24 protein-coding genes are annotated in these 25747 nt (G+C 71.1%); 4 read left to right on the top strand and 20 right to left on the bottom strand.

What is annotated here, in order from left to right:
- Positions 1-114: 114 nt before the first annotated feature.
- The 10 genes from tatC to ACF1AL_RS13480 form a co-directional block, all read right to left on the bottom strand.
- Complete coding sequence (tatC, locus tag ACF1AL_RS13525) at positions 115-1065, bottom strand: twin-arginine translocase subunit TatC (RefSeq protein WP_366838913.1); 951 nt, start codon at positions 1063-1065, stop codon at positions 115-117.
- A gap of 47 nt (positions 1066-1112) precedes the next feature.
- Complete coding sequence (gene tatA / locus ACF1AL_RS13520; RefSeq protein WP_366838915.1) at positions 1113-1397, bottom strand: Sec-independent protein translocase subunit TatA; 285 nt, start codon at positions 1395-1397, stop codon at positions 1113-1115.
- Between the two features lie 188 nt (positions 1398-1585).
- A complete protein-coding gene (locus ACF1AL_RS13515) occupies positions 1586-1780 on the bottom strand; it encodes a hypothetical protein (RefSeq protein WP_366838916.1) in 195 nt (64 codons plus the stop codon).
- Between the two features lie 248 nt (positions 1781-2028).
- Entirely contained in the window at positions 2029-2289 is a 261-nt protein-coding gene (locus tag ACF1AL_RS13510) for a hypothetical protein (protein ID WP_384206447.1), read from the bottom strand.
- 29 nt (positions 2290-2318) lie between these two features.
- Positions 2319-3536, bottom strand: coding sequence for a helix-turn-helix transcriptional regulator (locus ACF1AL_RS13505; RefSeq protein ID WP_391825967.1), 1218 nt, complete (start codon positions 3534-3536; stop codon positions 2319-2321).
- Positions 3537-3554: 18 nt separating this feature from the next.
- Positions 3555-4508, bottom strand: coding sequence for a helix-turn-helix transcriptional regulator (locus ACF1AL_RS13500; protein ID WP_386419684.1), 954 nt, complete (start codon positions 4506-4508; stop codon positions 3555-3557).
- A gap of 127 nt (positions 4509-4635) precedes the next feature.
- Positions 4636-5007 carry an FKBP-type peptidyl-prolyl cis-trans isomerase gene (locus tag ACF1AL_RS13495; protein WP_055709516.1) on the bottom strand — a complete coding sequence of 124 codons (372 nt, stop codon included), beginning with the start codon at positions 5005-5007 and terminating at the stop codon, positions 4636-4638.
- Positions 5008-5104: 97 nt separating this feature from the next.
- Complete coding sequence (locus ACF1AL_RS13490; RefSeq protein WP_391702108.1) at positions 5105-6106, bottom strand: FKBP-type peptidyl-prolyl cis-trans isomerase; 1002 nt, start codon at positions 6104-6106, stop codon at positions 5105-5107.
- Between the two features lie 127 nt (positions 6107-6233).
- A complete protein-coding gene (gene pafA, locus ACF1AL_RS13485; protein ID WP_019754142.1) occupies positions 6234-7595 on the bottom strand; it encodes a Pup--protein ligase in 1362 nt (453 codons plus the stop codon).
- 9 nt (positions 7596-7604) lie between these two features.
- Entirely contained in the window at positions 7605-8864 is a 1260-nt protein-coding gene (locus ACF1AL_RS13480) for an MFS transporter (RefSeq protein ID WP_391780267.1), read from the bottom strand.
- A gap of 97 nt (positions 8865-8961) precedes the next feature.
- Here ACF1AL_RS13480 and ACF1AL_RS13475 point away from each other — a divergent pair, with 97 nt between their 5' ends.
- Positions 8962-9978, top strand: coding sequence for a LacI family DNA-binding transcriptional regulator (locus tag ACF1AL_RS13475; RefSeq protein ID WP_391780268.1), 1017 nt, complete (start codon positions 8962-8964; stop codon positions 9976-9978).
- A 56-nt stretch (positions 9979-10034) separates the two neighbouring features.
- Here ACF1AL_RS13475 and prcA read toward each other — a convergent pair whose 3' ends face one another.
- The 5 genes from prcA to arc form a co-directional block, all read right to left on the bottom strand.
- A complete protein-coding gene (gene prcA / locus ACF1AL_RS13470; RefSeq protein ID WP_366838923.1) occupies positions 10035-10772 on the bottom strand; it encodes a proteasome subunit alpha in 738 nt (245 codons plus the stop codon).
- 64 nt (positions 10773-10836) lie between these two features.
- Positions 10837-11682, bottom strand: a complete 846-nt coding sequence (gene prcB, locus ACF1AL_RS13465) for a proteasome subunit beta (RefSeq protein ID WP_366838924.1) — start codon at positions 11680-11682, stop codon at positions 10837-10839.
- A gap of 221 nt (positions 11683-11903) precedes the next feature.
- Positions 11904-12122: a ubiquitin-like protein Pup gene (locus ACF1AL_RS13460; protein WP_030608326.1), complete on the bottom strand. Its 219-nt coding sequence runs from the start codon at positions 12120-12122 to the stop codon at positions 11904-11906.
- 190 nt (positions 12123-12312) lie between these two features.
- On the bottom strand, positions 12313-13824 hold the full coding sequence (gene dop, locus ACF1AL_RS13455; RefSeq protein WP_366838926.1) for a depupylase/deamidase Dop: 1512 nt from the start codon (positions 13822-13824) through the stop codon (positions 12313-12315).
- 243 nt (positions 13825-14067) lie between these two features.
- A complete protein-coding gene (gene arc, locus ACF1AL_RS13450) occupies positions 14068-15834 on the bottom strand; it encodes a proteasome ATPase (protein WP_366838928.1) in 1767 nt (588 codons plus the stop codon).
- A 250-nt stretch (positions 15835-16084) separates the two neighbouring features.
- Between arc and ACF1AL_RS13445 the strand changes: the two genes are divergently transcribed.
- Positions 16085-16384 carry a ferredoxin gene (locus ACF1AL_RS13445; RefSeq protein WP_366838929.1) on the top strand — a complete coding sequence of 100 codons (300 nt, stop codon included), beginning with the start codon at positions 16085-16087 and terminating at the stop codon, positions 16382-16384.
- A 129-nt stretch (positions 16385-16513) separates the two neighbouring features.
- Here the strand turns inward: ACF1AL_RS13445 and ACF1AL_RS13440 are convergent, their stop codons facing one another.
- The 3 genes from ACF1AL_RS13440 to ACF1AL_RS13430 form a co-directional block, all read right to left on the bottom strand.
- Entirely contained in the window at positions 16514-17077 is a 564-nt protein-coding gene (locus tag ACF1AL_RS13440) for a hypothetical protein (protein WP_391661693.1), read from the bottom strand.
- Between the two features lie 201 nt (positions 17078-17278).
- Positions 17279-18181, bottom strand: a complete 903-nt coding sequence (locus ACF1AL_RS13435; RefSeq protein WP_391661694.1) for a tRNA (adenine-N1)-methyltransferase — start codon at positions 18179-18181, stop codon at positions 17279-17281.
- 47 nt (positions 18182-18228) lie between these two features.
- Positions 18229-19995, bottom strand: a complete 1767-nt coding sequence (locus ACF1AL_RS13430) for a site-2 protease family protein (protein WP_391825966.1) — start codon at positions 19993-19995, stop codon at positions 18229-18231.
- Positions 19996-20307: 312 nt separating this feature from the next.
- Here ACF1AL_RS13430 and ACF1AL_RS13425 point away from each other — a divergent pair, with 312 nt between their 5' ends.
- Entirely contained in the window at positions 20308-21564 is a 1257-nt protein-coding gene (locus tag ACF1AL_RS13425) for a RecB family exonuclease (protein ID WP_391826115.1), read from the top strand.
- A 78-nt stretch (positions 21565-21642) separates the two neighbouring features.
- Positions 21643-22314, top strand: a complete 672-nt coding sequence (locus ACF1AL_RS13420) for a response regulator transcription factor (protein ID WP_366838934.1) — start codon at positions 21643-21645, stop codon at positions 22312-22314.
- Positions 22315-22401: 87 nt separating this feature from the next.
- Here ACF1AL_RS13420 and ACF1AL_RS13415 read toward each other — a convergent pair whose 3' ends face one another.
- Positions 22402-23982 (bottom strand): ABC transporter substrate-binding protein, encoded by a 1581-nt coding sequence (locus ACF1AL_RS13415; RefSeq protein ID WP_391825965.1) that lies wholly within the window; start codon positions 23980-23982, stop codon positions 22402-22404.
- A gap of 69 nt (positions 23983-24051) precedes the next feature.
- Complete coding sequence (locus ACF1AL_RS13410) at positions 24052-25656, bottom strand: ABC transporter substrate-binding protein (RefSeq protein WP_391821537.1); 1605 nt, start codon at positions 25654-25656, stop codon at positions 24052-24054.
- Positions 25657-25747: the final 91 nt, after the last annotated feature.

Raw genomic sequence — 25747 nt, 5'->3', positions numbered from 1 at the left:
TCCTGCTGTGAATCCCGGCGTCCGCGCAGCTCAGCAGGGTGCGGCGGGAGCGGCCCCGGACAAGCGGACCGGCCGCCTCCCCCGTGGGGAGACGGCCGGTTCCGACAGGCTTCGTCAGGTCACGTCGTCGTAGCCGTTGACGCGTTCCGTGCTCGCCTGCTCGGGCAGCGCGCGGCTGGCGTTGACCGGCTCGACCTCGCCGATGTCCTCGGGAGTGAGGTCCAGCTCGGAGGCCTCGTCGTCGTCGAGGGCCTCGGCCTCGCGACGGGCCTTGCGGCGGTCGTTGAGCAGGGAGAAGGCGACCGCGCCGAAGTACAGCACCCAGATCGGCCCGGAGAGCGCCAGCATGGACAGCGGGTCCGTGCTGGGCGTGGCGACGGCGGCGAAGACGGTGATGCCGAGGATCATGCCGCGCCACCAGCCGAGCATGCGCCTGCCGGTGATCACGCCGGTGAGATTGAGCATGACCAGCAGCAGGGGCAGCTCGAAGGACAGCCCGAAGACGATCACCATGCGGGTGACCAGCTGGAGCAGGTCGTCCAGCGGCAGCAGGTTGTCCACGCCGTTCGGCGTGAAGTCGATGAGCACCTTCGCGGTGGTGGGCAGCACCCGGTACGCGAAGTAGCCGCCGCCCAGGAAGAGCGGGACGCCGGTCCCGACGAAGGCGTAGGCGTACTTCTTCTCGTGCCGGTGCAGACCCGGCGCGACGAAGGCCCACAGCTGGTAGAGCCAGATCGGCGAGGCGAAGACGACACCCGCCATGAGGGACACCTGCAGGGCCAGCGTGAAGGGGGCGAGCAGACCGTTGATGGTGATCCGCGCGCACTGCTGGTTGTCGTTCGAGGACCGGGCCAGTTCCTCGAAGGTCTTCCCGCAGCCCACCGAGTCGAGGATCGGCTGGGTGAGGAAGTTGATGATGTCGTTGTAGAAGAAGGCGGCGACGACCGTGACGACGACGATGGCCAGCATGGCCTTCGCGAGCCGGTTGCGGAGCTCACGAAGGTGCTCCGCGAGGGGCATCCGCCCCTCGGGATCCTTCTCCTTCTTGCGGGCAGGCTTCAGCAACCCACGTTCCCATCTCGTGCGGCGGGCCGGAGGTCACCGGCCCTGCGTCAGCGCTTGGTCGTGTCCGTCGGCTCGTTGACCGGGCGGGCGCTGGTCACGTCGCCGGGGGCCGCCTGGATGGTGCGCTGCGCGGGAGGCTGCTCGTCGGAGGGAGGCGTCTGGGCGGAGCCGCCGCCGCTGCCCTCCTCCTTCATGGCCTTGGCCTCGCTCTTGAGGATGCGTGCGGACTTGCCGAGCGAGCGGGCCATGTCCGGAAGCTTCTTCGCGCCGAACAGCAGGATGATGACGACGAGGATGAGAATGATCTCGGGGGCTCCGAGCCTTCCGAACATAAGTCTTTACCTTCTCACCGAGGCGGCAGGGTGGGGTGCTGTCCGACTGGTCGGACACGTGTCCGATCAGCCGTTCTGGCAGCGATCGTAACGCCCAGGGGTAAACGTGAGGCAATCCCCGTGCGTACTCCCGGTCCGCGGAACGGGCCTCGTTCTCCGCCCCGCGATCAGCCAGCCTACCCGTGCGGTTACAGCGAATCCACGGCCCGTGCCGCGCTCACCGTGGCCCGCTCCAGGTCCTCGGCCGCCCTGTTGATACGGCGTGTGGAATCCGCCACCTGCCGGCCCAGACGCTGCGCCTCCACGAACACCCGGACGGCGAGCACGCCGAGGACGGCGAGACCCAGGAAACCCACTGCTACCGCGAACATCGGCCAGAACATGCCGACGAGCCTAGACCCTGCGACGGGCGGAACCGGCCGGGGGCCGCCCGGACGGTGCGCGGCCGGCCCGGGGTCCAGAGGGTGCGCGGCGCCCGGGCCGGTCCGGGCGGTGCGGGGCGATTCCCGCCGGTCCGGGCGGTGCGGGGCGATCCGGCGGGTCCGGGCGGTGCGGGGCCGGCCGGGCCGGTCAGGGGGTGGCGCGTGGCCGGCCGGGCCGGGCCGGGGGTGGCGCGTGGCCGGCCGTCCGGTCAGACGGTGGAGTGCAGGCGCAGGGTGCGCACGCCGCCGCCGGTGAGCAGTTCCACGATCCGCTCGCCGGCCGGCTTGCGTACGGCCGCGCCGCACTCGGGGCAGGTGAAGGAGTAGAACGTGGTGCGGCTGGAGGCGCCGATGGCCAGGCGCAGCGCGCTCGCGGCGAGCTCGAAGCGGCCCCGGCAGTCCGGGCAGCCCGCCCGGAAGAGCACCGGAGCCACACTGCGCATCCCCGCGAACGCGGAGGCCACGGTCATGCCCGGCCCACCCGGCGACACCGACTCGCTCACAGCCGCTGCTCCTGCCTGTCGTCCTGCGCCTCGCCCGCCGCCCCGGCCACCGGGGCTGTGTACTGCTCGTGCAGGGCCTGCCCGTGCGGGTCCTGCGGCCCGTGCGAGGTCTGCGACCCGTGCGACGCCTGCCCGTGCGGGGCGGGCCGCTCCTGCGGGGCCTGCTGTCCGTGCGGGATCAGATCCTGCGGGGCCCGCTCGTGCGGGGCCTGGACGTGCGCCCCGTCCGCCTCGATGCCGTCGTACGCCGCCAGCGCCTCGCGGGCCGCGCGGCGGGCGCTGTCGGCCAGGTCCGGCGGCGACACGATGCGCCCGTCGCGGCCGAGCCGGAGCGCCAGCCGGCGCAGCGAGGCCGGGTCCGGGGTGCGCAGCGTGATCCGCAGACCGCCGTCGGGAAGCTCCTCGGCGCTGTCGTGCGGGTAGTACTCCGCCACCCAGCGCCCGCCGGGGGCGACCTCGACGACGACCTCCGGGTCCTCGGCGGCCGGCTGGACCAGGCCCTCCGACAGGTCGCGCAGCTCTATCTCCGGCGGGGCGGCCGGCTCGTCGAGGATGCGGATCTCGGCGACCCGGTCGAGCCGGAAGGTGCGGCGCGCCTCGGAGCGGCGGCACCACGCCTCGACGTAGGTGTGCCCGACGCTGACCAGGCGGATGGGGTCGATCTCGCGCTCGGTGACCTCGTCCCGCGCGGGCGAGTAGTAGCGGATCCACAGCCGGCGGCGCTCGGAGATCGCCCGGTCGACGTCGGCGAAGACGCCGCCCTCGGACTCGAAGGTCACCGACAGCCGGGAGGAGGCGCCGGCCGCCTCGCCGGCCGCGGTCTCCACCTTGGCCGTGGCCCGCAGCAGGGCCTGCCGGTCGCTCTCGCGCAGCCCGGGCAGCGTGGCCACCGCGCGGGCGGCGACCAGCAGCGCGGTCGCCTCGTCGGCGGCCAGCCGCAGCGGCTCGGCGGCCTCGGCGCCCAGGGCGGCCGGATTGTGCCACCAGATGCGCTCGCCGTCGGTGTCGATGTCCAGCAGGTCGCCGCCGCGGAAGCTGGTGCCGCACATGGGCAGCACGTCGAGGTCGGAGACCAGCTCGTCCTCGGTGATGCCGAAGGCGCGCGCCACGTCCTCGATCCGGGCGCCGGGACGCTCCCGGAGATACGTCACCAGGGACAGCATCCGCCGGGTCTGGTCGATGGCGCTCGTGGGCCTGACCGGTTTGCCTGCCACGTCTCGCTCCGCTCCCCCTCAGCCCTTGGCCACGGCGCGCAGCCGGTCCACGACGTCGGCCCGCAGCTCGGCGGGCTCCAGCACCACCACGTCCGGGCCGAACTCCACCAGCCAGGCGTCCAGGCCGTGCCCGTACGGAATCTCCAACTCGTCCCAGCCGTCGCCGAGTTCCCGCACCGCGGTGGCCTTCGCCCGAAGGGGGTACCCGGCGCCGGAGCGCAGCCGGATCAGGGCGCTGCGGTCGGCGGTCTCGCCGGCCCAGCTCGCGACGGTCTCGCGGACGGTGACGACGTCGGGGACGGGAGCGGTGAACCTCCCGCCGCGGGAGCGCACCTTGCCGGTGATCCTGGACAGCCTGAAGACCCGCTCGGCGCCGCGGTCGCGGTCGAAGCCGGCCAGGTACCAGTGGCCGCGCCAGCACTCCAGCGCCCACGGCTCGACGTGCCGGGTCTCGGGGTGGGCGGCGTTGGCCTTGCGGTAGTCGAAGACGACCGTGCGGCGGTCGCGGCAGGCCAGCATCAGCGGTTCGAAGGCGGCCTCGTGGACGGGGATGCGCGGCTCGAGGGCGCTGTGCGCCTCGTAGGGGTCGACGTCCTCGGGGAGCCCGGCCGCGCGCAGCTTCTGCAGGGCGCCGCTGGCGGCGCCGGCGAGACGGGCCTGCTGCCAGACCTTGGCGGCCAGGCCCAGGGCGGCGGCCTCCTCGGCGTCGAGGGTGATGGGCGGCAGGCGGTTGGAGTCGCGGCGGGCGAGGTAGCCGACCTCGCCGTCCAAACTCTCCACGGTCTCGATGACGAGCCCGAGCTCGCGCAGGTCGTCCTTGTCCCGCTCGAACATGCGGTTGAAGGAGTCGTCGCTGCCCGCTTCCAGGTAGGCCTCGATGGACTCGCGCAGCTCACGCTTGCTGAGCGGCCGCCGCGTCCCGAGCAGACACAGCGCCAGGTTCATCAGCCGCTCGGCCTTGGCAATGGCCATCGAGCCCTTCGCCTCCCTAGGGTCCTTACGATCGATGACCGTACCGCTCCGCGGTGCGATGACAAAGCCGAGGGCCCATGCCCGTGCGGGCATGGACCCCATGTGATCAGCTGTGATCGTGTGAGGATCAGACTCCGAGCAGGTCCACCACGAAGATCAGCGTCTCGCCGGGCTTGATCGCCGGGGTCGGGCTCTGGTTGCCGTAGGCGAGGTGGGCGGGGATGGTCAGCTGGCGGCGGCCGCCGACCTTCATGCCCTGCACGCCCAGGTCCCAGCCCTTGATGACCCGGCCGCCGCCGAGCGGGAAGCGGAACGGAGTGCCGCGGTTCCAGCTGGCGTCGAACTCCTCGCCCGTGCTGAAGGCCACGCCCACGTAGTGGACGGTGACCGTCTGGCCCGCCTGCGCGACCGGGCCGTCGCCCTCCCAGATGTCCTTGATCTCGAGGTCGGCCGGGGGCTCGCCGCCCGGGAAGTCGATCTCGGGCTTGTCGATGCTCACGTCTTGAAGCTCCTGCATATCTACGACACGGAACGTGGACAGTCTGTCATCCCCGCCGGGCCCGCGCCCGCGGCGGGCGGCACCGGCGACGCGGCCGCTACATCTTGGCCAGGATGTCCACCGTGAAGACCATCGTGGAGTCCTTCTTGATCCCGCTGCCCTGCGGCGGGTTGTCGCCGTAGCCGAGGGCCGGCGGGACGACGATCAGCACGCGGCTGCCGACCTTCTTGCCGGTCAGGCCCTCGGACCAGCCCTTGACGACCTGCTGGAGCGAGAAGGAGGTCAGCGCCTTGCGGCTGTAGGTGGAGTCGAACTCCTTGCCCGTGTCCCACAGCACGCCCTTGTACTGCACGAGGACGGTGTTGTCGGCCTTGACCTCCTCGCCGTCGCCCTCCAGGACGTAGGTCGCCACCAGCTTGGCCGGCGGCTTGGTCTTGGGGACCTCGATGGAGGGCGCGCTGCCGTCGGTGTTCGTGCCGACCTTGGGCAGCGCGGAGTCGTCCTGCGGGACCTTCTTGCCCTGGGCGGAGCTCTTGGCGTTGAACGTGTCCTTCAGGTCCACCACGAACACCAGCGTGTCGGTGCCCTTGATGCCCGCCTGGGCGTTGCCCTGCGTGCCGTATCCCCAGGTGGGCGGGACGGAGAACTCCACGCGGCTGCCGACCTTCTTGCCGGTCAGGGCGTAGCGCCAGCCGTCGATGATCTGCCCCTGCGCGAGCTGGATCAGCAGCGGGGTCTTGCGGTCGTAGGAGTTGTCGAACACCTTGCCGGTGCTCCAGATCTGGCCCAGGTAGTCGGCCTGGATGTAGTCGTTCTCCACGACGGTGCGGCCGCTGCCCGTGATCACCGTCTTGACCGCGAGGTCCTTCGAGGGCTCGCCGCTGCCCTTGGCGACCGTCGGCTTCTCGCCGAACTTCGTGCCCGCGGTGATCGCCGGGAGCGGGCCGTCGGTGATCTTCGGGCTGGGCGCGGCCGACGGCTGCGACGCCGAGGGCGACGCGCTGTCGCTGGCCTTGCTCGAGTCGGACTTGTCGTCGCCGCAGCCGGCGAGGGTGACCAGTCCGGCGGGTACGGCAATCATCAGGGAGCGTCGGCGCACGATAGGGCCTCGTAATCGGTCGATCTTGTGGATGGCGTGCGCGCAACTCTACGGCGTGAGAAGGGCGCCGTACGGTGAACGTACGGCGCCCGTGTGGCGTTCCGGCAGGGTGTGCGGAACGTGTCGCTCACATGCCCGCGATGAGTTTCTCCACCCGGTCGTCCACCGACCGGAACGGGTCCTTGCACAACACGGTCCGCTGTGCCTGGTCGTTGAGCTTCAGGTGCACCCAGTCGACGGTGAAGTCGCGCCGCTGCTCCTGTGCCCGGCGGATGAAATCGCCGCGCAGCCGGGCCCGAGTGGTCTGCGGGGGGACCGACTTGCCTTCGAAGATCTTCAAGTCGTTGCAGATCCGGGCGGCTTGCCCCTTCTTCTCCAGCAGGTAGTACAGGCCACGACGACGGTGGATGTCGTGGTAGGCGAGGTCTATCTGCGCGACCCGCGGATGCGACATCGTCATGTTGTGCTTGGCCCGGTACCGCTCGATGAGCTTGTACTTCATGACCCAGTCGATCTCGGTGCCGATGCGGTCGAGGTCCTCGGACTCGATCGCGTCCAGGGTGCGGCCCCACAGCTCCAGCACCTGCTCCACGGTGCCGGTGCGGATGCCGCGGCGCTCACAGAAGTCGACGGCCTTCTCGTAGTACTCGCGCTGGACCTCCAGGGCGGAGGCCTCGCGGCCGCTGGCCAGGCGCACCTTGCGGCGGCCGGTGATGTCGTGGCTGACCTCGCGGATCGCCCGGATCGGGTTCTCCAGGGTGAGGTCCCGCATCACCGTGCCGGCCTCGATCATGCGCAGCACCAGGTCGGTGGCGCCGACCTTGAGCAGCATGGTCGTCTCGGACATGTTGGAGTCGCCCACGATGACGTGCAGGCGCCGGTAGCGCTCGGCGTCGGCGTGCGGCTCGTCGCGCGTGTTGATGATGGGCCGCGAGCGGGTGGTCGCCGAGGAGACGCCCTCCCAGATGTGCTCGGCCCGCTGGCTGACGCAGTAGACGGCGCCGCGCGGGGTCTGCAGGACCTTGCCCGCACCGCACAGCAGCTGCCGCGTCACCAGGAAGGGGATGAGGATGTCCGCGAGCCGCGAGAACTCCCCGTGCCGCGCCACGAGGTAGTTCTCATGGCATCCGTAGGAGTTTCCCGCCGAGTCGGTGTTGTTCTTGAAGAGGTAGACGTCGCCCGCGATTCCCTCCTCGTGCAGGCGTCGTTCCGCGTCCACCAGAAGGCCTTCGAGAATGCGCTCTCCGGCCTTGTCGTGGGTGACCAGCTCGATCACGTTGTCACATTCTGGTGTCGCGTATTCCGGGTGGGAGCCCACATCGAGATAGAGGCGGGCACCGTTCCGCAGAAACACATTGCTGCTGCGGCCCCATGACACGACACGGCGGAAGAGGTACCGCGCCACCTCGTCAGGTGACAGGCGGCGCTGTCCCCTGAACGTGCACGTGACGCCGTACTCGTTCTCCAGCCCGAAAATGCGGCGGTCCATGAGGGAACATTACGCCCGATCCCCGGAACTGAAACGGGGTTCGGCGGCACGATTTGGATCATTTTCCGGTGACGCCGCAACAACCCCCGTGACGGCGGGAACTGCGAGGACCCTGCCCGTACCCAGCAGGACGAGCAGCGAAACCGCTCCGGCGGCACCGGGTAGGGCGAATCCCCACAGCGCGCCGCCCGCCTGGACGACCGGCCCGGCCAGGCCCGTTCCGACGGAGGCGCCGACGGTGAACGTGGTGACCAGCCAGGAGAACGCCTCGGTGACCGTGCCGCTCGGCGCGTGCCGGTCGACGATGACGAACGCGCAGGCGATGGAGGGCGCCAGGAACACCCCGGCCAGGGCCGTCAGCGCCACCATGGCGACCGCTCCGGGCATCAGCATCAGCGGCAGGTAACACACCGCCAGAAACGCCACCAGGACGCGCAGTCGCCGCTCCGGCGCCCCGGCCCACCGCCGGGCGCCGTACACCGTGCCGCCGGCCAGCGCCCCGAGGCCCAGCGCGGCCATCAGCCAGCCGTACACCGCGTCGCCGCCGTGCCCGTCCGCGTACGGCACCGCGGCCACCGTGATGGAGCCCAGCGCCATCCCGATGAACAGGAACGCGGCGAGCAGCGCCAGCAGCCCGGGCGAGCGCAGGGCGCCCAGCCAGTGCGCCTCGCGGGGCGCCGAGCGCCACGCGCGCGAGGGCGGCGACAGGACGACGGAGAGGGCGCCGAGGACGCCGAGCACGTTCAGCACGAGGACCGCGGCCTGCGCCGACCACAGCGACACGCACAGCGTCACCAGCAGCGGGCCCACGGTGAACATGACCTCCTGGGCGATCGCGTCCATGGCGTACGCCGTGTGCACCTGGTCCTCGCGGCGCAGCACGCTCGGCCACAGCGCCCGCAGGCCGCCCTCCAGCGGCGGGGTGAGCAGACCGGCGGCGGCCACGGCGGCGTAGGCGAGGGGCGCCGGGGAGACGCCGACGGCGGCGAAGACGGTCATCGCGAGCGCCGAGGCGATCGCGGCGGGCAGCTGGATCCGCGGCTGCCCGTGCAGGTCGACGAGGCGGCCGAGCACCGGCTGCCCGACGGCGTTGGCGACGCCGTACACGGCGGCGAGCGCGCCGGCGAGGCTGTAGGTGCCGCCCTCGGCGCGCACGAACAGCACGATCGCGATGGCGGCGGTGGCGTTGGGCAGCCGTCCCACCAGCGTGCCCGCGAGCAGGCGGCCGGCGTGCCGCGCCCTGAGGATCTCCAGGTATCCCGTGGCCATGTCCGCCCTCCGGCTCAGGTTTTACGTATAACGTCCTGCGTCATACGTACCATGTGCGCTGTTCGGCAGTCCAGACGACGGGAAGTGAGCGGACCAGGTGGTACGAGGCAGCACCCGCCCCACCAGCCGGGACGTCGCCCAGGCGGCCGGCGTCTCCCAGGCCGCCGTCTCCCTCGTCCTGGGCGAGAAGTGGCGCGGCCGGGTCTCCGAAACCACCGCCGAGCGGGTCCGCGAGGCCGCGCGCGACCTGGGCTACCGGCCCAACCTCGCCGCGCGCAATCTGCGCCTCGGCCGCACCCGCACCGTCCTGCTCGTCGTCCCCGCGCTGACCACCGAGTTCTTCGCCGGGGTCTACACCGGGGCCGCCCGGGTCGCCGCCGACCACGGCTTCGGTGTCGTGCTCTACCCCTCCCCCGAGGGCATCGGCCCCGCCCGCGACCCCTTCGCCTCCGCCCAGGCCGCCCTGGACGGCGTCATCGCCTCCTCCATGGCCGCCGACGCCCTCACCGCCATCCGCGGCGACCAGCTGCCCCTGGTGATGCTCGACAGCGACCCCGCGGGCAGCCTCGGCGCCGCCACCGTCAACCTGGACATCACCGACGGCGTCCGCCAGGTCGCCGCCCACCTGCTGGACCTCGGCCACCGCCGCTTCCTGCACCTCGCGGCCGACGTGCCCTCGTGGACGTTCGAGATCCGCGCGCGGGAACTCGCCGGACGCGTCGCCGCCCGGCCCGGCATTTCACTGCGCACCGCGCCCGCGCCCATCTCCATCGAGGGCGCCCTCGCCGCCACCGAGGCCGCGCTGCGCGCACCGGGCCCCGCGCCCACGGCGATCGTCTGCGACGACGACAAGCTCGCCGCCGGCGCCTACAAGGCGCTGCGCCGGCTCGGCCTGCGCGTCCCCGAGGACGTCTCCGTCACGGGCTTCGACGACCTCGGCCTGGCCACCGCCATCGACCCCGAACTGACGACCGTACGGCTGGACGCCGAACGCTTCGGCGAGCAGGGCATGTACGCCCTCCTGGCGGTCCTGGAGGGCCGCGCACCCGAGGCCGGGGACATCCCCGTCGAACTCGTCGTACGGGGCTCCACGGCCCCGCCCAAGGCCTCCTGAACGCCACTGCGCCCCGGCCGTCACCCGGCCGGGGCGCAGTCGCTCGCGCTTCGGGATTACTCCTCGTCGCTGCTCTCGGCCTCGGTGGCCGTGCTGCCCGCCTGCAGCAGCCGGCCCAGCTGCGGGCCGACGATCCGCTTGAACTTGCGCTGCTGCGGCCGCGTACGGTCCAGCACCGCCACTTCCAGGCGCTCGGCGGGGATCTCCCGCTCCGTGCCGTTGGTGTCCCGCGACAGCGCCCGCACCGCGAGCTGGAGCGCCTCCGCCAGGCTCATGCCGTCGCGGTGGTGCTGGTCGAGGAAGCCGCTGATCTGCTCGGCGTTGCCGCCGACCGCGACCGAGCCGTGCTCGTCCACGATCGAGCCGTCGTGCGGCAGCCGGTAGATCTGGTCGCCCTCCGGGGTCTCCCCCACCTCGGCCACGACGAGCTCCACCTCATACGGCTTCTCCGCCGCCGAGGAGAAGATCGTGCCCAGCGTCTGGGCGTAGACATTGGCGAGACCGCGCGCCGTGACGTCGTCGCGGTCGTAGGTGTAGCCGCGCAGGTCGGCGTAGCGGACACCGCCGATGCGCAGGTTCTCGTACTCGTTGTACTTGCCGGCCGCGGCGAAACCGATCCGGTCGTAGATCTCGCTGAACTTGTGCAGCGCGCGGGACGGGTTCTCACCGACGAACACGATGCCGTCGGCGTACTGCATGACGACCAGGCTGCGGCCGCGCGCGATGCCCTTGCGGGCGTACTCGGCGCGGTCGGCCATCGCCTGCTGGGGTGAGACATAGAACGGCGTCGACACCGGTTATCCGTCCCTTTCTGTGGAAGTCACTGGATCACCTTGACAACAAATCCGGGCCCGGCCCTCAGAGCAGGGCGGCGCGCGGGCCGTCCGGCTGCTCCAGGCGCCGCTGCAGCACCGAGCGGGCGATCTCGGAGGACTCGTCGTCGGTGAGCCGGCGGAAACCGTCCTCGGTGATCACGGTGACGATCGGGTAGATCCGGCGGGCGACATCGGGACCACCGGTCGCCGAGTCGTCGTCTGCCGCGTCGTACAGGGCCTGCACCACCAGGGTCGTGGCGTCGGCCTCGGTCAGGTCCTCGCGGAACAGCTTCTTCATCGAGCCCCGGGCGAACACGGAACCCGAACCGGTGGCCGCGAAGCCGCGCTCCTCGGTACGGCCGCCGGTGACGTCGTAGGAGAAGATACGGCCCTTGGCGCGGTCCACGTCGTACCCCGCGAAGAGGGGCACCACGGCCAGGCCCTGCATGGCCATGCCGAGGTTGGAGCGGATCATCGTCGACAGGCGGTTGGCCTTGCCCTCCAGCGACAGCTGGGCGCCCTCGACCTTCTCGAAGTGCTCCAGCTCCAGCTGGAAGAGCTTGACCATCTCCACGGCGAGACCGGCGGTGCCGGCGATGCCGACGGCCGAGTACTCGTCGGCCGGGAACACCTTCTCGATGTCGCGCTGCGCGATGACGTTGCCCATGGTGGCGCGGCGGTCACCGGCGAGCACCACGCCGCCCGGGAAGGTCACGGCCACGATGGTCGTCCCGTGCGGTGCCTCGATCACACCCTGCACCGGAGGCAGCCGGCGCTTGCCCGGCAGCAGCTCCGGCTGGTGCTCGGCGAGGAAGTCCATGAAGGAGGAGGATCCTGGCGTCAGGAAGGCAGCAGGTAGACGCCCGGTGCCACGAGAGTTGGCTTCCACGAGGTTCCTTCCGGATAGGCCGACTTAACGGTTGAAGCTCGGTATGCCACGGACCTTACCCGGCTCGCGGCGGTGATCCACATCCCCGGCCGAAGCCCTCGGACGGGACCACCCGGCACGTCCTGCGGAGTGCGAAGACCGGTGGGGCCACGACAGGGTCGCGGGCCCACCGGTCACTCACACCCCCGCTCCCCCGCCTTCGAAGTGAAGGCAGAGCCGTCCTACTGTCCGCCCTTTTGCACGAAGGACCGCACGAAGTCCTCTGCGTTCTCCTCGAGGACGTCGTCGATCTCGTCCAGGACGGAGTCCACGTCGTCGCTCAGCTTCTCGTGGCGCTCCTTGAGGTCCTCGGATGCCTGCGCGTCCTGCGCCTGCTCCTCGACCTCCTCCGTGGAGCGCGTGGCCTTCTGCTGGCCGCCACCGGTGTCCTTGGTTGCCATAACCCTCACCCCGCTCTTTCGCCCGACATGGGTCGGCAGGTCGGCATTCCTGCCGATCGGTGATGATCAGACCCTACAAGCCGGGTCCGACATCGGCCCCGCAGTTTCCTCAACGTGCGGGGACCACCTCGATGATTCCCGGCCGGGGGGATTTCCACCCTGTTCCGGCCGGGCGGCCGACGAGTACCCCTCAGCCGCCGGAGAGCACCCTGACCAGGTCTTCCGCCGTGCGGCAGCGGTCCAGCAGCTCCTTGACGTGATTTCGCGTTCCGCGTAGCGGCTCCAGGGTTGGGACCCGCTGGAGGGAGTCCCGGCCCGGCAGGTCGAAGATCACCGAGTCCCAGGAGGCCGCGGCGACGTCGTCGGCGTACTGCTCCAGGCAGCGGCCGCGGAAGTACGCGCGCGTGTCCTCCGGCGGCTTCAGCATGGCCCGCTCGACCTCGGACTCGTCCAGCAGCCGCTTCATCCGGCCGCGCGCCGCGAGACGGTTGTACAGGCCCTTGTCGGGCCGTACGTCGGCGTACTGCAGGTCGACCAGGTGCAGCCGCGCCGCGTCCCAGTCGAGGCCGTCACGGCGCCGGTAGCCCTCCATCAGCTCGCGCTTGGCGACCCAGTCCAGCTCGCCGGCCAGGCTCATCGGGTCCCGCTCCAGGCGCGTGAGGGTGTCCTCCCAGCGGGAGAGGACGTCCTTGGTCTGCTCGTCGGCGTCGGCGCCGAAGCGCTCCTCGACGTACTTGCGGGACAGCTCGAAGTACTCCATCTGGAGCTGGACCGCGGTGAGCGTGCGGCCGCTGCGCAGCGTGACCAGGCGCTTGAGGGAGGGGTCGTGGGAGACCTGGTGCAGTGTGCGCACCGGCTGGTCGACGGCCAGGTCGACCGCGATGAAGCCGTCCTCGATCATGGACAGGACCAGGGCGGTCGTGCCCAGCTTGAGGTAGGTGGAGATCTCGGAGAGGTTGGCGTCGCCGATGATCACATGGAGGCGGCGGTACTTCTCCGCGTCGGCGTGCGGCTCGTCGCGCGTGTTGATGATGGGGCGCTTGAGGGTGGTCTCCAGACCCACTTCGACCTCGAAGTAGTCCGCGCGCTGGCTGAGCTGGAAGCCGTGCTCGTGCCCGTCCTGGCCGATGCCGACGCGACCGGCGCCGGCGAAGACCTGGCGGGAGACGAAGAAGGGCGTCAGGTGGCGCACGATGTCCGAGAAGGGGGTCTCCCGCTTCATCAGGTAGTTCTCGTGCGTGCCGTAGGAGGCGCCCTTGTTGTCGGTGTTGTTCTTGTAGAGGTGGATCGGCTGGGCGCCGGGGAGCTGGGCGGCCCGCTCCGCCGCCTCGGCCATGATCCGCTCGCCCGCCTTGTCCCAGAGCACGGCGTCCCGCGGGTTGGTGACCTCGGGGGCGCTGTACTCGGGGTGCGCGTGGTCGACGTAGAGGCGGGCGCCGTTGGTGAGGATCACGTTGGCCAGGCCGATGTCCTCGTCGGTGAGCTGGCTGGAGTCGGCGGCCTCCCGGGCGAGATCGAAGCCTCGCGCGTCCCGCAGCGGGTTCTCCTCCTCGAAGTCCCACCTGGCGCGGCGGGCCCGGTGCATCGCCGCCGCGTAGGCGTTCACGATCTGGGACGAGGTGAGCATGGCATTGGCATTGGGGTGGCCGGGGACGGAGATGCCGTACTCCGTCTCGATGCCCATTACTCGCCGTACGGTCATGCGGCCCTCCTTGCCCGGCGGCACCCTCGGTCGTGGGCGCCGCTCAAGTACCGCGATTGCTCCGGTGGTGTGCGGTGCCCCTCCCCGCACTGCGCGACCGGGCGGTACGGAAGAGCCTAGAACGCCTTTGCGCTGGTGGGGAGATCATTTGCGTCATTGCCTAGTGTGCTGTGCCCCGGATGTGTCCGGAAAAAACAGCGGGCTGCGGGTACCCGGCGAGGGCACCCGCAGCCACCCTGGTTTTTACAGGTACTGCCCGGTGTTCGCCACCGTGTCGATGGAGCGTCCGGTGTCCGCGCCCTGCTTTCCGGTGATGAGGGTGCGGATGTAGACGATCCGCTCGCCCTTCTTTCCGGAGATCCGGGCCCAGTCGTCCGGGTTGGTGGTGTTCGGCAGGTCCTCGTTCTCCTTGAACTCGTCCACGCATGCCTGGAGCAGGTGGGAGACGCGAAGACCCTTCTGGTTCTTTTCCAGGAAGTCCTTGATCGCCATCTTCTTGGCCCGGCCCACGATGTTCTCGATCATGGCGCCGGAGTTGAAGTCCTTGAAGTACAGGACTTCCTTGTCACCGTTGGCGTAGGTGACCTCCAGGAAGCGGTTCTCCTCGGATTCCGCGTACATGTGCTCGACCGCGGTCTGGATCATGGCCTGGACCGTGGCACCCTTGTCGCCGCCGTGCTCGGCGAGGTCGTCGCCGTGCAGCGGGAGGCGCTCGGTGAGGTACTTGCCGAAGATGTCCTTGGCGGCCTCGGCGTCCGGTCGCTCGATCTTGATCTTCACGTCGAGCCGGCCGGGGCGCAGGATGGCGGGGTCGATCATGTCCTCGCGGTTCGAGGCGCCGATCACGACCACGTTCTGCAGGCCCTCCACGCCGTCGATCTCGGCGAGCAGCTGCGGGACGATGGTGTTCTCCACGTCCGAGCTGACGCCGGAGCCACGGGTGCGGAAGAGGGACTCCATCTCGTCGAAGAAGACGATCACGGGGGTGCCCTCGGACGCCTTCTCCCGGGCCCGCTGGAAGACCAGGCGGATCTGCCGCTCGGTCTCGCCGACGTACTTGTTCAGCAGCTCGGGGCCCTTGATGTTGAGGAAGAAGCTCTTGCCGGCGGCCTGGCCGGTGACCTCGGCGACCTTCTTGGCCAGCGAGTTCGCGACGGCCTTGGCGATCAGCGTCTTACCGCATCCAGGAGGTCCGTAGAGCAGCACACCCTTGGGCGGCCGCAGTTCGTGCTCCTTGAACAGGTCGGGGTACAGGTAGGGGAGCTCGACCGCGTCGCGGATGGCCTCGATCTGGTTGCCGAGGCCGCCGATGGCCTCGTAACCGATGTCGGGGACCTCTTCGAGGACGAGTTCCTCGACCTCGCTCTTCGGCACGACCTCGTAGACGTAGCCGGAGCGGGGTTCGAGCAGCAGGGCGTCGCCGGGGCGGATGGTCACGTCCAGCAGCGGCTCGGCGAGCCGCACCACCCGCTCCTCGTCGGTGTGCCCGAGCACCAGGGCGCGCTCGCCGTCCTCGAGGATCTCCTTGAGGGTGACGATGTCGCCGACGCTCTCGAACTCCATGGCCTCGACCACGTTGAGCGCCTCGTTGAGCATGACCTCCTGGCCACGCCGGAGGTCGTCGAGCTCGACGTTCGGGCTCACGTTCACGCGGAGCTTGCGCCCGCCGGTGAAGATGTCGGCGGTGCCGTCCTCGTTGGCCTGCAGGAAGACGCCGAAGCCGGCCGGCGGCTGGGCGAGCCGGTCGACCTCCTCCTTGAGGGCCACGATCTGGTCGCGGGCTTCGCGCAACGTGTTGGCGAGCCGCTCGTTCTGGGCGGAGACGCCGGCCAGGTTGGTCTGCAGCTCGACGATCCGCTCTTCGAGAATCCTCGTGTGTCGCGGAGAGTCGGCGAGCTTGCGTCGCAGGACGGCGATCTCCTGCTCAAGGTAGGCAATCTGCCCGGACGGGTCTTCGGACCCGCGTCCCGGGCGGATGCCGCGGTCAATGTCGTCGTCGTGGGCTGCCACGGTCCTCACCTCCTCCAAGGGGAGCTGGACGCTTCCAGACCCTACCTGGGCGGGTGTCGATTGAAACCCCTAGATCACAAAGACGGTCGGGGTGTGTCCGATCTTCACCCTTGCGCTCTCCCTCACGCCAGGGGAATACCCACCGAACACGGTGGGGAAGCGGGCCCAGGTAGGGTCGAAGTGTTCAACACCCGTCAGAGCCTGCATCGTTCCCGTGCGGCTCGACCGTAAACGGCAGGAGAGGTGAGTCGTGCAGCAGGAGGCCGCGTCCGGCGGCGAGGCGCTGGAGGTCTGGATCGATCAGGACCTGTGTACCGGCGACGGCATCTGTGCCCAGTACGCGCCCGAGGTGTTCGAGCTGGACATCGACGGTCTGGCCTACGTCAAGGGCGCCGACGACGAGCTGCTGCAGGCCCCGGGCGCGACGACGCCGGTGCCGCTGCCGCTGCTCACGGACGTGGTGGACTCGGCGCGGGAGTGCCCGGGCGAGTGCATCCATGTCCGCCGGGTCGCGGACCGGGTGGAGGTGTACGGCCCGGACGCCGGGTGACCGTCCGGGCGCCCGGGGTTAAGTCGTCTTCAAGACGCTTTCGAGGGCGGTCACGCGCCTGCCGCGCGTGACCGCCCTCCGTTCTGTCCGGATTCTGCTGTCCGATATCTCACACCGACGTGACGCGGGTCACACGCTGCGCGCCTGGGCGGGGGTGGAACGCACGAACGCGCCGTCCTTCCACTGCCACTTCACGCTGTCCCGTACGTCGGGGCAGCAGGCGGGCACGTCGTCGGAGGAGTAGCCGAGCAGGGTGGCGTGCACGGCTTCGTCGCGTACGGCGATGTCGCTGACGTTGGTGCGGTCCTTGGGGTCGGCCAGGGTGGCCACGATCCGGGGCCGGCCGTCGGACGCGCGCGTGAGGACGTACACGCCGTCGGGCGGCGTGCCCATGGGGGCGTCGCAGTGGACGACGGCGACGGTCTCCGGCCGGTGGTCGCCGTCGAGGTCGCCGGTGGCCCGCTTGACGACGACGGCCTTGACCGGGCCGCAGTCCAGGGGGAAGTCCACGCCGGTGGTGGCGGGGGCGGCGACGGTGGTGGTTTCCGCGCCGGGCGTCGGGGCAGCCGTGGCCGTGCGGGGTTGCAGCAGCGAGGAGAGCGCGACGACGCCGGCGAGGGCCGTGGCGGTCGCGAGCCAGTGGATGGGGCGGGTGTGCGTGTGGGCCAGTTCCGGGACGGCGGATTGCTGCACGAGGAGTGTCTCCTGTGAGGGCTGTGCCGGTGGGGGTGGCCTGCATGGTGCCACACGTCACAGTGCGAGGGAACGGCGGGGTACGCCTTGCCGCCCGGACGGCGCGACGGGGGCTCAAGACGGCGGCGCCGCGCTCGAGTTCCCCGTGAGGTGCGGGAACTTGGGCGCGGCGCCGAAACGTTGACGCGGTGGTGGCCCGGCTCAGCGGCCGAGGCCGCCGTCGGCGTTGGGTCCGGAGTAGTCCTCGCCGTAGGCGCCCTTGGCGGGGCGGCGGCGGCGCATGGGCGGCTCGACGCCGTCGGCCAGGCGGCGGGCGGTGAGGAGGAAGCCGGTGTGGCCGATCATCCGGTGGTCCGGGCGCACGGCCAGGCCCTCGATGTGCCAGTTGCGGATCATGGTCTCCCAGGCGGTCGGCTCGTTGAAGCAGCCGATCTCCCGGATGGACTCCACGGTCCGGGCGAGCTGGGTGGTGGTGGCCACGTAGCAGCAGACGATGCCGCCGGGCACCAGCGCCTTGGAGACGGCCTCCAGGCACTCCCAGGGGGCGAGCATGTCGAGGATGACGCGGTCGACGTCGGTGTCGGACAGGTTGTCCTGCAGGTCGCCGACGGTGAGCTGCCAGGCCGGGTGCGGGCCGCCGAAGTAGCGCTCCACGTTCTGCCGGGCGATGTCGGCGAAGTCCTCGCGCCGCTCGTAGCTGTGCAGCATGCCCTGGTCGCCGATGGCGCGCAGCAGGAAGCTGCTGAGCGAGCCGGAGCCGACGCCGGCCTCCACGACGCGGGCGCCGGGGAAGATGTCGGCGAAGGCGAGGATCTGCCCCGCGTCCTTCGGGTAGACGACGGCTGCCCCGCGGGGCATGGACAGGACGTAGTCGGGGAGCAGGGGGCGCAGCGCGAGGTAGGCGACGTTGCCGGTGGTGCGGACAACGCTGCCCTCGGGAGCGCCGATCAGTTCGTCGTGCGGGAAGCTCCCCTTGTGCGTGTGGAAGTTCTTCCCGGCCTCGAGCGTGAACGTGTAGTGGCGGCCCTTGGGGTCGGTCAGCTGTACCTGGTCCCCGACCTTGAAGGGCCCGCGGCGGCGGGCGGCACCGGTCGGTTCGGACATGTGACCAGCCTACCGGGGTTTGCCGGGCCCTCGGACCACCCCCGAGGTCAGCTCGGGCGGGCCATGGCCTTGACGAAGGCCCGCTCGACGTCGGCCGCGGACAGCACGCCGTAGATCTCGCCGGTCTCCTCCACCACCAGGTACTCGGTGGCGGGGGTGGCGCGCAGCACCTCCAGGAGGTCCTCGCCGGCCAGCTCGGCGGAGACCCGCATGCCGTCGGTGATGTCCTGGGCGAGGCTGCTCACCGGGACCCAGGGGCGGCGGTGCTCGGGGACGCCGACGATGGCGGCCTCGCGGACCAGGGACAGGGGCGCGCCGTCGGTGTCGACGACGACGAGGGCGCGGGCACCGGCCTCGTTGGCGCGGCGCAGCGCCTCCGAGAGCGGGGTCTCGGTGTGCACGGGGACCGCGCGCCGGGTGAGGGTGCGGGCGCGCAGCTCGGGCAGGTGCTCGCGCAGGCGGGCGACGCGCAGGCTGTTGCCGGCGCCGGTCCAGATGATCGCTGCGAGGATCGCGGCGAGCAGGGCGTCGGTGACGGTGTCCATGCCGACGCTGTCCTCGGCGGTGGAGCCGAGGGCGCCGGACTGGGTGAGCAGCGGCAGGCCGATGAGGACGGAGACGGCGAGGGCGCGGCCGACCCAGGCGGCGGCGACGGTGCCGCTCATGGGCCGGCCGGTGATCTTCCAGACCACGGCGCGGAGCATGCGGCCGCCGTCCAGGGGCAGGCCGGGCAGCAGGTTGAAGATCGCCACGATGAGGTTGGAGATCATCAGGCCGGCGAGCAGGACACCGGGGACGGTGCCGGGCTCCACGGGTTGCATGGCGAGGTAGAAGACGCCGGCCAGGACCAGGGAGAGCAGCGGGCCCACGAAGGCCAGCACGAACTCCCGTCCGGGGGTCTCGGCCTCCTTCTCGATCTCGCTGACCCCGCCGAAGAACTGCAGCTGGATGCGGCGCACCGGGAGCTTGAAGCGGAGCGCGGCGACGGTGTGGGCCAGTTCGTGCACCAGCACGGAGGCGTAGAAGGCGACCGCGAAGAAGAGGGAGACGAGGTAGCGGGCGGCGCCGAGCTCGGGCAGCACGCGGTCGAGCTGGCCGCCGAACACCCAGGTGATCAGCGCGGCGACCAGGAACCAGCTGGGCGCCACGTACACGGGGACGCCGAAGGGGCGGCCCATCAACAGGCCGCTGCGCGGCTCCGGGGGGCGCGGGGGGCGTCCGCCGGTTCCGGTCCCCGGTCCGCCGCCGGTACCCGCTCCGGTTCCGGAGTGGGCGACGCTGCGGTCGGGATGCTGATCGTGCGGGCGAGGGTGCGGGGGCTCGGGAGCGCTCTCGCGGGGCGCGTCGGCGTGCGGGTGCGCGCTCTCGTGGGGCGCGGGGGGCTCGGCGGGGGCGGTCGGGTGGTCGGCGGGGGCCTGCCGGTCGGGGGCGGCCTGCTGCCGGTCCGGGGTGGGGGTGTCGCCCGGGACGGAGGGCTTTCCGGTAGCCGCGGGCTCGCCGGGGGGCGTGGGCTCGCCGGTCGGGGCCGTGCGGCCGGAAGGGCCCTCGGCGGCCGGCTGCTCCGCGTCAGCCGCGGGGCGGACGGAGGGTGCCGGGGTGGCCGGGCCGGGGGTGTCGCCCGTGGGCGCGGCGGAGTCACCGGTGGGCTCGGGGTCGCCGGCGGCCGTCCGGTCGTCGGGGCCGGTGGCGGGAGTCGTGGGCTCGCCCGGGTCGGGGTGTGCGGGGGCGGTGGGTCGGGGCGGACGGGCGGCGCGCTGCTCGGCCGCCTCGTCGTCGCCCGACCGCGGCTGCGCGCTCCGGCCGCTCTCGTCCACGGTGTCCCCTCGTTCGAAGCGTCTTCCGAGCCGGCCGGCCGGAAGCGGTCTCGTGGTCGATGGTATGCGTCCGTCGGGGCGCGTTCCGCCCCGGCACCCCCCGTGTTCTCCGTGCCGTGGCCCACCCGGCGCGGCGACGGGTTGGGGCTCTGTCAGTGCCGGGCCGTAAGGTCTGGGGACATGGAGACGAGGAGCGAGGGTACGGCCGAGCCGGACGGCGCCGGCACCGAGGAGGTGCCCGCGGCGTCCGCGGCCGGGGGCGTGGCGACGGCACGGGAGCCGCTCGCCGCGCGCGTGCCGGGCCAGGAGCCGGTGCGCGAGGCCGCGACGGCGAACGCCGAGGAGACCGGCGCGACGGCTGACACGCCGTCGATACGGCCCGTGCCCGGCTCGGCTCCGGCCGGCCTGCCCACCGGCGGTTCCGCCCCCGCGGCCGCCGCCCCGTCCGGGTCCGCGGGCGCCGCGCCCGCGCAGCCCGCGGGGCAGGCATCCCCCTCCCCCGCCACCACCGGCTCGCCCGAGGCGTCCGCGCCCTCGGCGGCGACCGGCACGCCGGGCGACTCGGCCACGAACGCCGACTCCGCCGCGGACGCCGAACCCGTCACGGACGACCCCGCTTCAGACGCAGCCGACGCCGCAGCCGACGCCGCGGTCGACCCCGCCGTCGTCGAGACGTCCGTCGCCTCCGCGGAGGACGGGCACCCCGAGGCCGCCGCCGTGGCCGTCGTGGCGCGGGCCGAGCGCGGCGGGCCGGTGAGCCTGTCGCCCTCGCGGGCCGGTGACTTCATGCAGTGCCCGCTGCTGTACCGGTTCCGGGTCATCGACCGGCTGCCGGAGAAGCCGAGCGCGGCGGCCACCCGGGGCACGCTCGTGCACGCCGTGCTGGAGCGGCTCTTCGACGCCCCGGCCGCCGAACGGACCGCGCCGCGCGCCAAGTCGCTGATCCCCGGCCAGTGGGAGCGGCTGCGCGAGAGCCGGCCGGAGGTCGCCGAGCTGTTCGCCGACGATCCCGAAGGCGAGCGGCTGGCGCAGTGGCTGACGGAGGCCGAGCAGCTCGTGGAGCGCTGGTTCACGCTGGAGGACCCGACGCGCCTGGAGCCCGCCGAGCGGGAGCTCTTCGTGGAGACGGAGCTGGAGTCGGGGCTGACCCTGCGCGGCATCATCGACCGGGTGGACGTGGCGCCCACCGGCGAGGTGCGCATCGTCGACTACAAGACCGGCAAGGCACCGCGGCCGGAGTACGCCGAGGGCGCCCTGTTCCAGATGAAGTTCTACGCCCTCGTGGTCTGGCGTCTGAAGCAGGTGATCCCGCGACGGCTGCAACTGGTCTACCTCGGCAGCGGTGACGTGCTGACCTACGACCCGGTCCGCGCGGACCTGGAGCGGGTGGAGCGCAAGCTGCTGGCGCTGTGGGAGGCGATCCGCCATGCCACCGAGACCGGCGACTGGCGGCCCCGGCCGACGAAGCTGTGCGGCTGGTGCGACCACCAGGCGCACTGCCCGGAGTTCGGCGGCACTCCCCCGCCGTATCCACTGCCGGTGCGCGTGGCCGGGCCCGGCGACGCGTGATCCTTCCGGATCGCCCCGGAGGCGGACCGGTGCGGCGGCTCAGGGCAGAATGGGGCCGGACGAGCGAAGGAGACTGACGTGGCCATCCGTGTCCTACTGGTCGACGACCAGCCGCTGCTGCGCACGGGCTTCCGGATGATCCTGGAGGCCGAGCAGGACATCGCGGTCGTCGGCGAGGCCGGGGACGGCCTGCAGGCGCTCGACCAGGTGCGCGCCCTGCAGCCCGACGTGGTGCTGATGGACATCCGCATGCCCCGGATGGACGGTGTGGAGGCGACCCGGCAGATCACCGGGCCGGAGCGCGACGGCCCGGCGAAGGTGCTGGTGCTGACCACCTTCGATCTGGACGAGTACGTGGTGGAGGCGCTGCGCGCGGGGGCCAGCGGCTTCCTGCTGAAGGACGCGCCCGCCAACGAACTGGTGCAGGCGATCCGGGTGGTGGCGGGCGGCGAGGCGATGCTGGCGCCGAGCATCACCCGGCGGCTGCTGGACAAGTACGCCACGCATCTGCCCTCCGGGGAGGAGCCGGTCCCGGACACGCTGCACACGCTGACCGACCGTGAGGTCGAGGTGCTGAAGCTGGTCGCCCGTGGCCTGTCGAACGCCGAGATCGCCGCGGACCTGTTCGTCAGCGAGACGACCGTGAAGACGCATGTGGGCCATGTGCTGACGAAGCTGGGGCTGCGCGACCGTGTGCAGGCCGCGGTGTACGCGTACGAGAGCGGTCTGGTGCGCCCCGGCGCCCAGTAGACGCAGGCAGGACGCGAGGGCGCCCCTCCTCCCGGGTGATCCGGGGGAAGGGGCGCCCTTGTGCGTGGTGCCGTGGGAGCGGGCCGCTCAGCCCTTGTGCAGCTCCCAGAAGCGGAACACCGTCGAGGCGTCGAGGCAGTACTCCAGGCCGTAGACGCCGTCGCGGACCACCGCGTACTGCTTGCCCTGCCAGATGGGCAGGATCGGCACCTCGTCGGCGACGATGTCCTGCAGCTCGCCGTACTCCTTGCCGGTGGAGGAGCGGTCGCTCTGCGCCGCGGTGCGCGGGATGAGCGTGCCGGTGATCGTCTTGTTGGTGTAGTTGTTGCCCAGCACGTTGTCCTTGCCGAAGAACGGCGCGGTGAAGTTGTCGGCGTCCGGGTAGTCGGGCACCCAGCCCTTGACGTAGACGCCGTACTTGCCGGCCTCGATGTCCTTCTCGTACTGGTCGAACGCCACGGACTTCACATCGGCCTCGAACAGCCCGCTGGCGTTCAGCTGGCCGGCTATCGCCTTCAGCTCCTGGTCGGTGGAGGGGCCGTAACGGGACGGCGTGGACCACAGGGTGAGCTTCACCTTGCCGGTGATGCCGTCCTCGCGCAGGGCGTGCTTGGCCTTGGCCTGCGAGGGTCGGGCGCCGTAGGTGTTGAAGAAGGCCGTGTTGTGGCCCGCGATGCCGGCCGGGACGATCGAGTACAGCGGCGTAGCGGTGCCCTGGTAGACGTCCCGGATGAGGGCGTCGCGGTCGAGCAGGTAGGCGATGGCCTTGCGCACGCCCGCCTTGCCGGCGACCGGGTCGTTCATGTTGAACACCAGGTGCTGGACCTCGGCGCTGCTGCCCTCGACGACGTCGACGCCCGAACCGGTGCCGTTCTTCTCGATGTCGGCGACGTCGGTGGCGCTCAGGCCTCGGTAGGCGGCGTCCACCTGGCCGTCGAGGAGGGCCATCTTCAGGGCGCTCTGGTCGCCGTGGAAGAACTTCAGCGTGACGCCGGAGTTCTTCACCTTGGCGGTGCCCTGGTAGTTGCCGTTGACCGAGAAGACGGCCTCCTCGTCGTTGAAGGAGTCCAGCTTGTACGGGCCGGAGCCGACGGCCTTGCCGTCCTTGCGCAGGCCGTTCGCGTCGTACTGGCGGTGGTCGACGATCGAGCCGGCACCGGAGGCGATCTTGCTGGGGAAGGTCGCGTCGGAGGTCTTGAGCTGGAAGACGACCGTCTTGTCGTCCGGCGTCTCGACCGAGCCGAGCGAGGGGAACATGATCGCCGGGCCGGCCGGGTCGTTGATCTTCAGCATGCGGTCGAAGGAGAACTTCACGTCCTTCGAGGTGAGGGCGTCACCGTTGCTGAACTTCAGGCCGTCCTTCAGGGTGCACCGGTAGACCTGGGCCTGGGTGTCGGTGAAGCCGCAACTCTTCGCCGCCTCCGGCTGCGGCTCGGTCGCTCCCTCGGGGAAGCTGAGCAGCGACTGGAAGACGTTGTTGAACAACAGCCAGGAGCCGGGGTCGTATCCGGAGGCGGGGTCCGTGGCCAGGACGTCGTCGGACATCCCCATCACCACGGCGGAGCCGGTCCCCCCGGAATCGCCGTTCTCCGTTCCACATCCGGTCAACAGGCCGGAGGCCAGCCCCGCCACGAGGGGCAGGACCGGCCACTGGTTGCGCATGTTCACTTACGTGTGCCTTGTCTTCGGTTCTCCGAACGACCCGGGGCCCGTCGACGGGCCCCGGGCAAGGGTGCGTCAGCCGCTCACACCGCGGCCGAGCTCCCACAACTGCAGGGTCGAGGTGTTGTTCAGCGCGTACGCGGTGCCCGTGACGTCGTCCCGCGCGGCGACGTACTGCTTACCCTGCCACAGCGGCAGGACGGGCACGTCGGCGGCCACGATGTCCTGGATGTCCGTCAGGCTGGAGGAGGCGGCCAGTCGGTCGGCCTCCCGCCGGGACTGCGGGATCAGCTTGTCGATGACGTCGCTGTTGCGGTACGGCGACTTCAGGAAGTTGTCCTTGTCGAGGAACGGCGCGAGGTAGTTGTCGGCGTCCGGGAAGTCCGGGAACCAGCCCATGCCCCACACGTCGTAGGCGCCCTTGCGCTCGGCCGGGACGAAGGCGTCCCAGGGGGTGCCCTGGATCTGGACGTCGAACAGGCCGCTCGCGTTGAGCTGCTGCTGCAGGACCTCGAACTCCCGCTTGGTGGCGGCGCCGTAGTGGTCGGTGGTGTAGTGCAGCGTCAGCTTGACCGGGGTGGAGACGCCGGCCTTCTCCAGCAGCGACTTGGCCTTCGCGGTGCTGGGCTCGCCGTACTTGTTGAAGAACGAGTTGGAGTGGCCGGTGACGGTCGCCGGGACCAGCGAGTACAGCGGCTCGGCCTGCGTGCCGTAGACCTGGGAGACCAGGGCGGGGCGGTCGACGAGCTGGGCGACGGCCTGGCGCACGGCCTTGCTCTTCACCGACGGCGCGTCGGTGTTGAAGGCGAGGTAGCGGATCTCCAGGCCGGGCGACTCGACGAGGTCGATGTTCTTGACGGAGCCGCCCGAGAGCTTGCGGACCTGGTCCGGCGTCATGGTGCGGGTCATCAGGTCGATGTCGCCCTTCTCCAGCGCCGCGCCCATGGCGTCGGCGTCGTCGAAGGAGACCAGCTCGACCTTGCTGTTGTTCACGGTCAGGGACCCCTTGTAGGAGGGGTTCTTGGTGAACACGGCCTTGACGATGGCGTCGCCCTTGGTCTCGGCCTTGAGGGTGTACGGGCCGGAGCCGTCGACGTCGAAGCCGTCGCGCAGCTTGTCCTTGGGGTAGTCGGCCGGGTTGACGATGCCGGCGACCGGGGTGGACAGCTTGTACGGGAAGGTCGCGTCGGCGGTCTTGAGGTGGAAGACGACCTCGCTGTCGCCCTGCGTCTCGACGGTGTCGATGGTGGAGAGCAGGGCGGCGACGCCGGAGTCCGCCTGGATGGCGCGGGCGCGGTCGATGGAGTACTTCACGGCGTTCGCGGTGACGGGGTCGCCGTTCGCGAACTTCAGTCCGTCGCGCAGCTTGCAGGCGTAGCGCTCGTTGCCGCTGTCGGTGAAGCCGCAGCTCTGGGCCGCCTCGGGCACCGGCTGGCCGCCGCCCTTGGGCAGCGTCATCAGGGTCTGCACGGTCTGGCGCAGGATGTTCCAGCTGCCGACGTCGTAGGCGTAGGCGGGGTCGAGCGGTGCCGGAGCGTCCTTCGTGGCGGTGAACCGGTCGGTGGTGCCGACGGCGATGGTGTTCCCGCCGCCGCTGCCGCTGTCGGTCCCGCCACAGGCGGCGAGCACGGGTGCGAGCAGGCCGGCCATGGCCGGCAGCACCAGAGTCTTGCGGTTCATGCTCGAGTTTCTCCAGAGCGTCTGACTCCGTGTATCCGGCATGCAGGGGTGTCGCGGCGGATCACGGGGGTAAGGGGCGATGTTCTCGCGA

Source organism: Streptomyces sp. NPDC014801, from assembly GCF_043082085.1.
In the GTDB taxonomy this organism is placed as follows: Bacteria; Actinomycetota; Actinomycetes; order Streptomycetales; family Streptomycetaceae; genus Streptomyces.
This window is presented reverse-complemented; position numbering and strand designations above follow the sequence as displayed.

Coding starts and splice junctions, on each gene's coding strand:
- tatA (WP_366838915.1), bottom strand. CDS start 1,397: ATGTTCGGAAGGCTCGGAGCCCCCGAGATCATTCTCATCCTCGTCGTC.
- ACF1AL_RS13515 (WP_366838916.1), bottom strand. CDS start 1,780: ATGTTCTGGCCGATGTTCGCGGTAGCAGTGGGTTTCCTGGGTCTCGCC.
- ACF1AL_RS13510 (WP_384206447.1), bottom strand. CDS start 2,289: ATGACCGTGGCCTCCGCGTTCGCGGGGATGCGCAGTGTGGCTCCGGTG.
- ACF1AL_RS13500 (WP_386419684.1), bottom strand. CDS start 4,508: ATGGCCATTGCCAAGGCCGAGCGGCTGATGAACCTGGCGCTGTGTCTG.
- pafA (WP_019754142.1), bottom strand. CDS start 7,595: ATGGACCGCCGCATTTTCGGGCTGGAGAACGAGTACGGCGTCACGTGC.
- ACF1AL_RS13480 (WP_391780267.1), bottom strand. CDS start 8,864: ATGGCCACGGGATACCTGGAGATCCTCAGGGCGCGGCACGCCGGCCGC.
- ACF1AL_RS13460 (WP_030608326.1), bottom strand. CDS start 12,122: ATGGCAACCAAGGACACCGGTGGCGGCCAGCAGAAGGCCACGCGCTCC.
- dop (WP_366838926.1), bottom strand. CDS start 13,824: ATGACCGTACGGCGAGTAATGGGCATCGAGACGGAGTACGGCATCTCC.
- ACF1AL_RS13435 (WP_391661694.1), bottom strand. CDS start 18,181: ATGTCCGAACCGACCGGTGCCGCCCGCCGCCGCGGGCCCTTCAAGGTC.
- ACF1AL_RS13410 (WP_391821537.1), bottom strand. CDS start 25,656: ATGAACCGCAAGACTCTGGTGCTGCCGGCCATGGCCGGCCTGCTCGCA.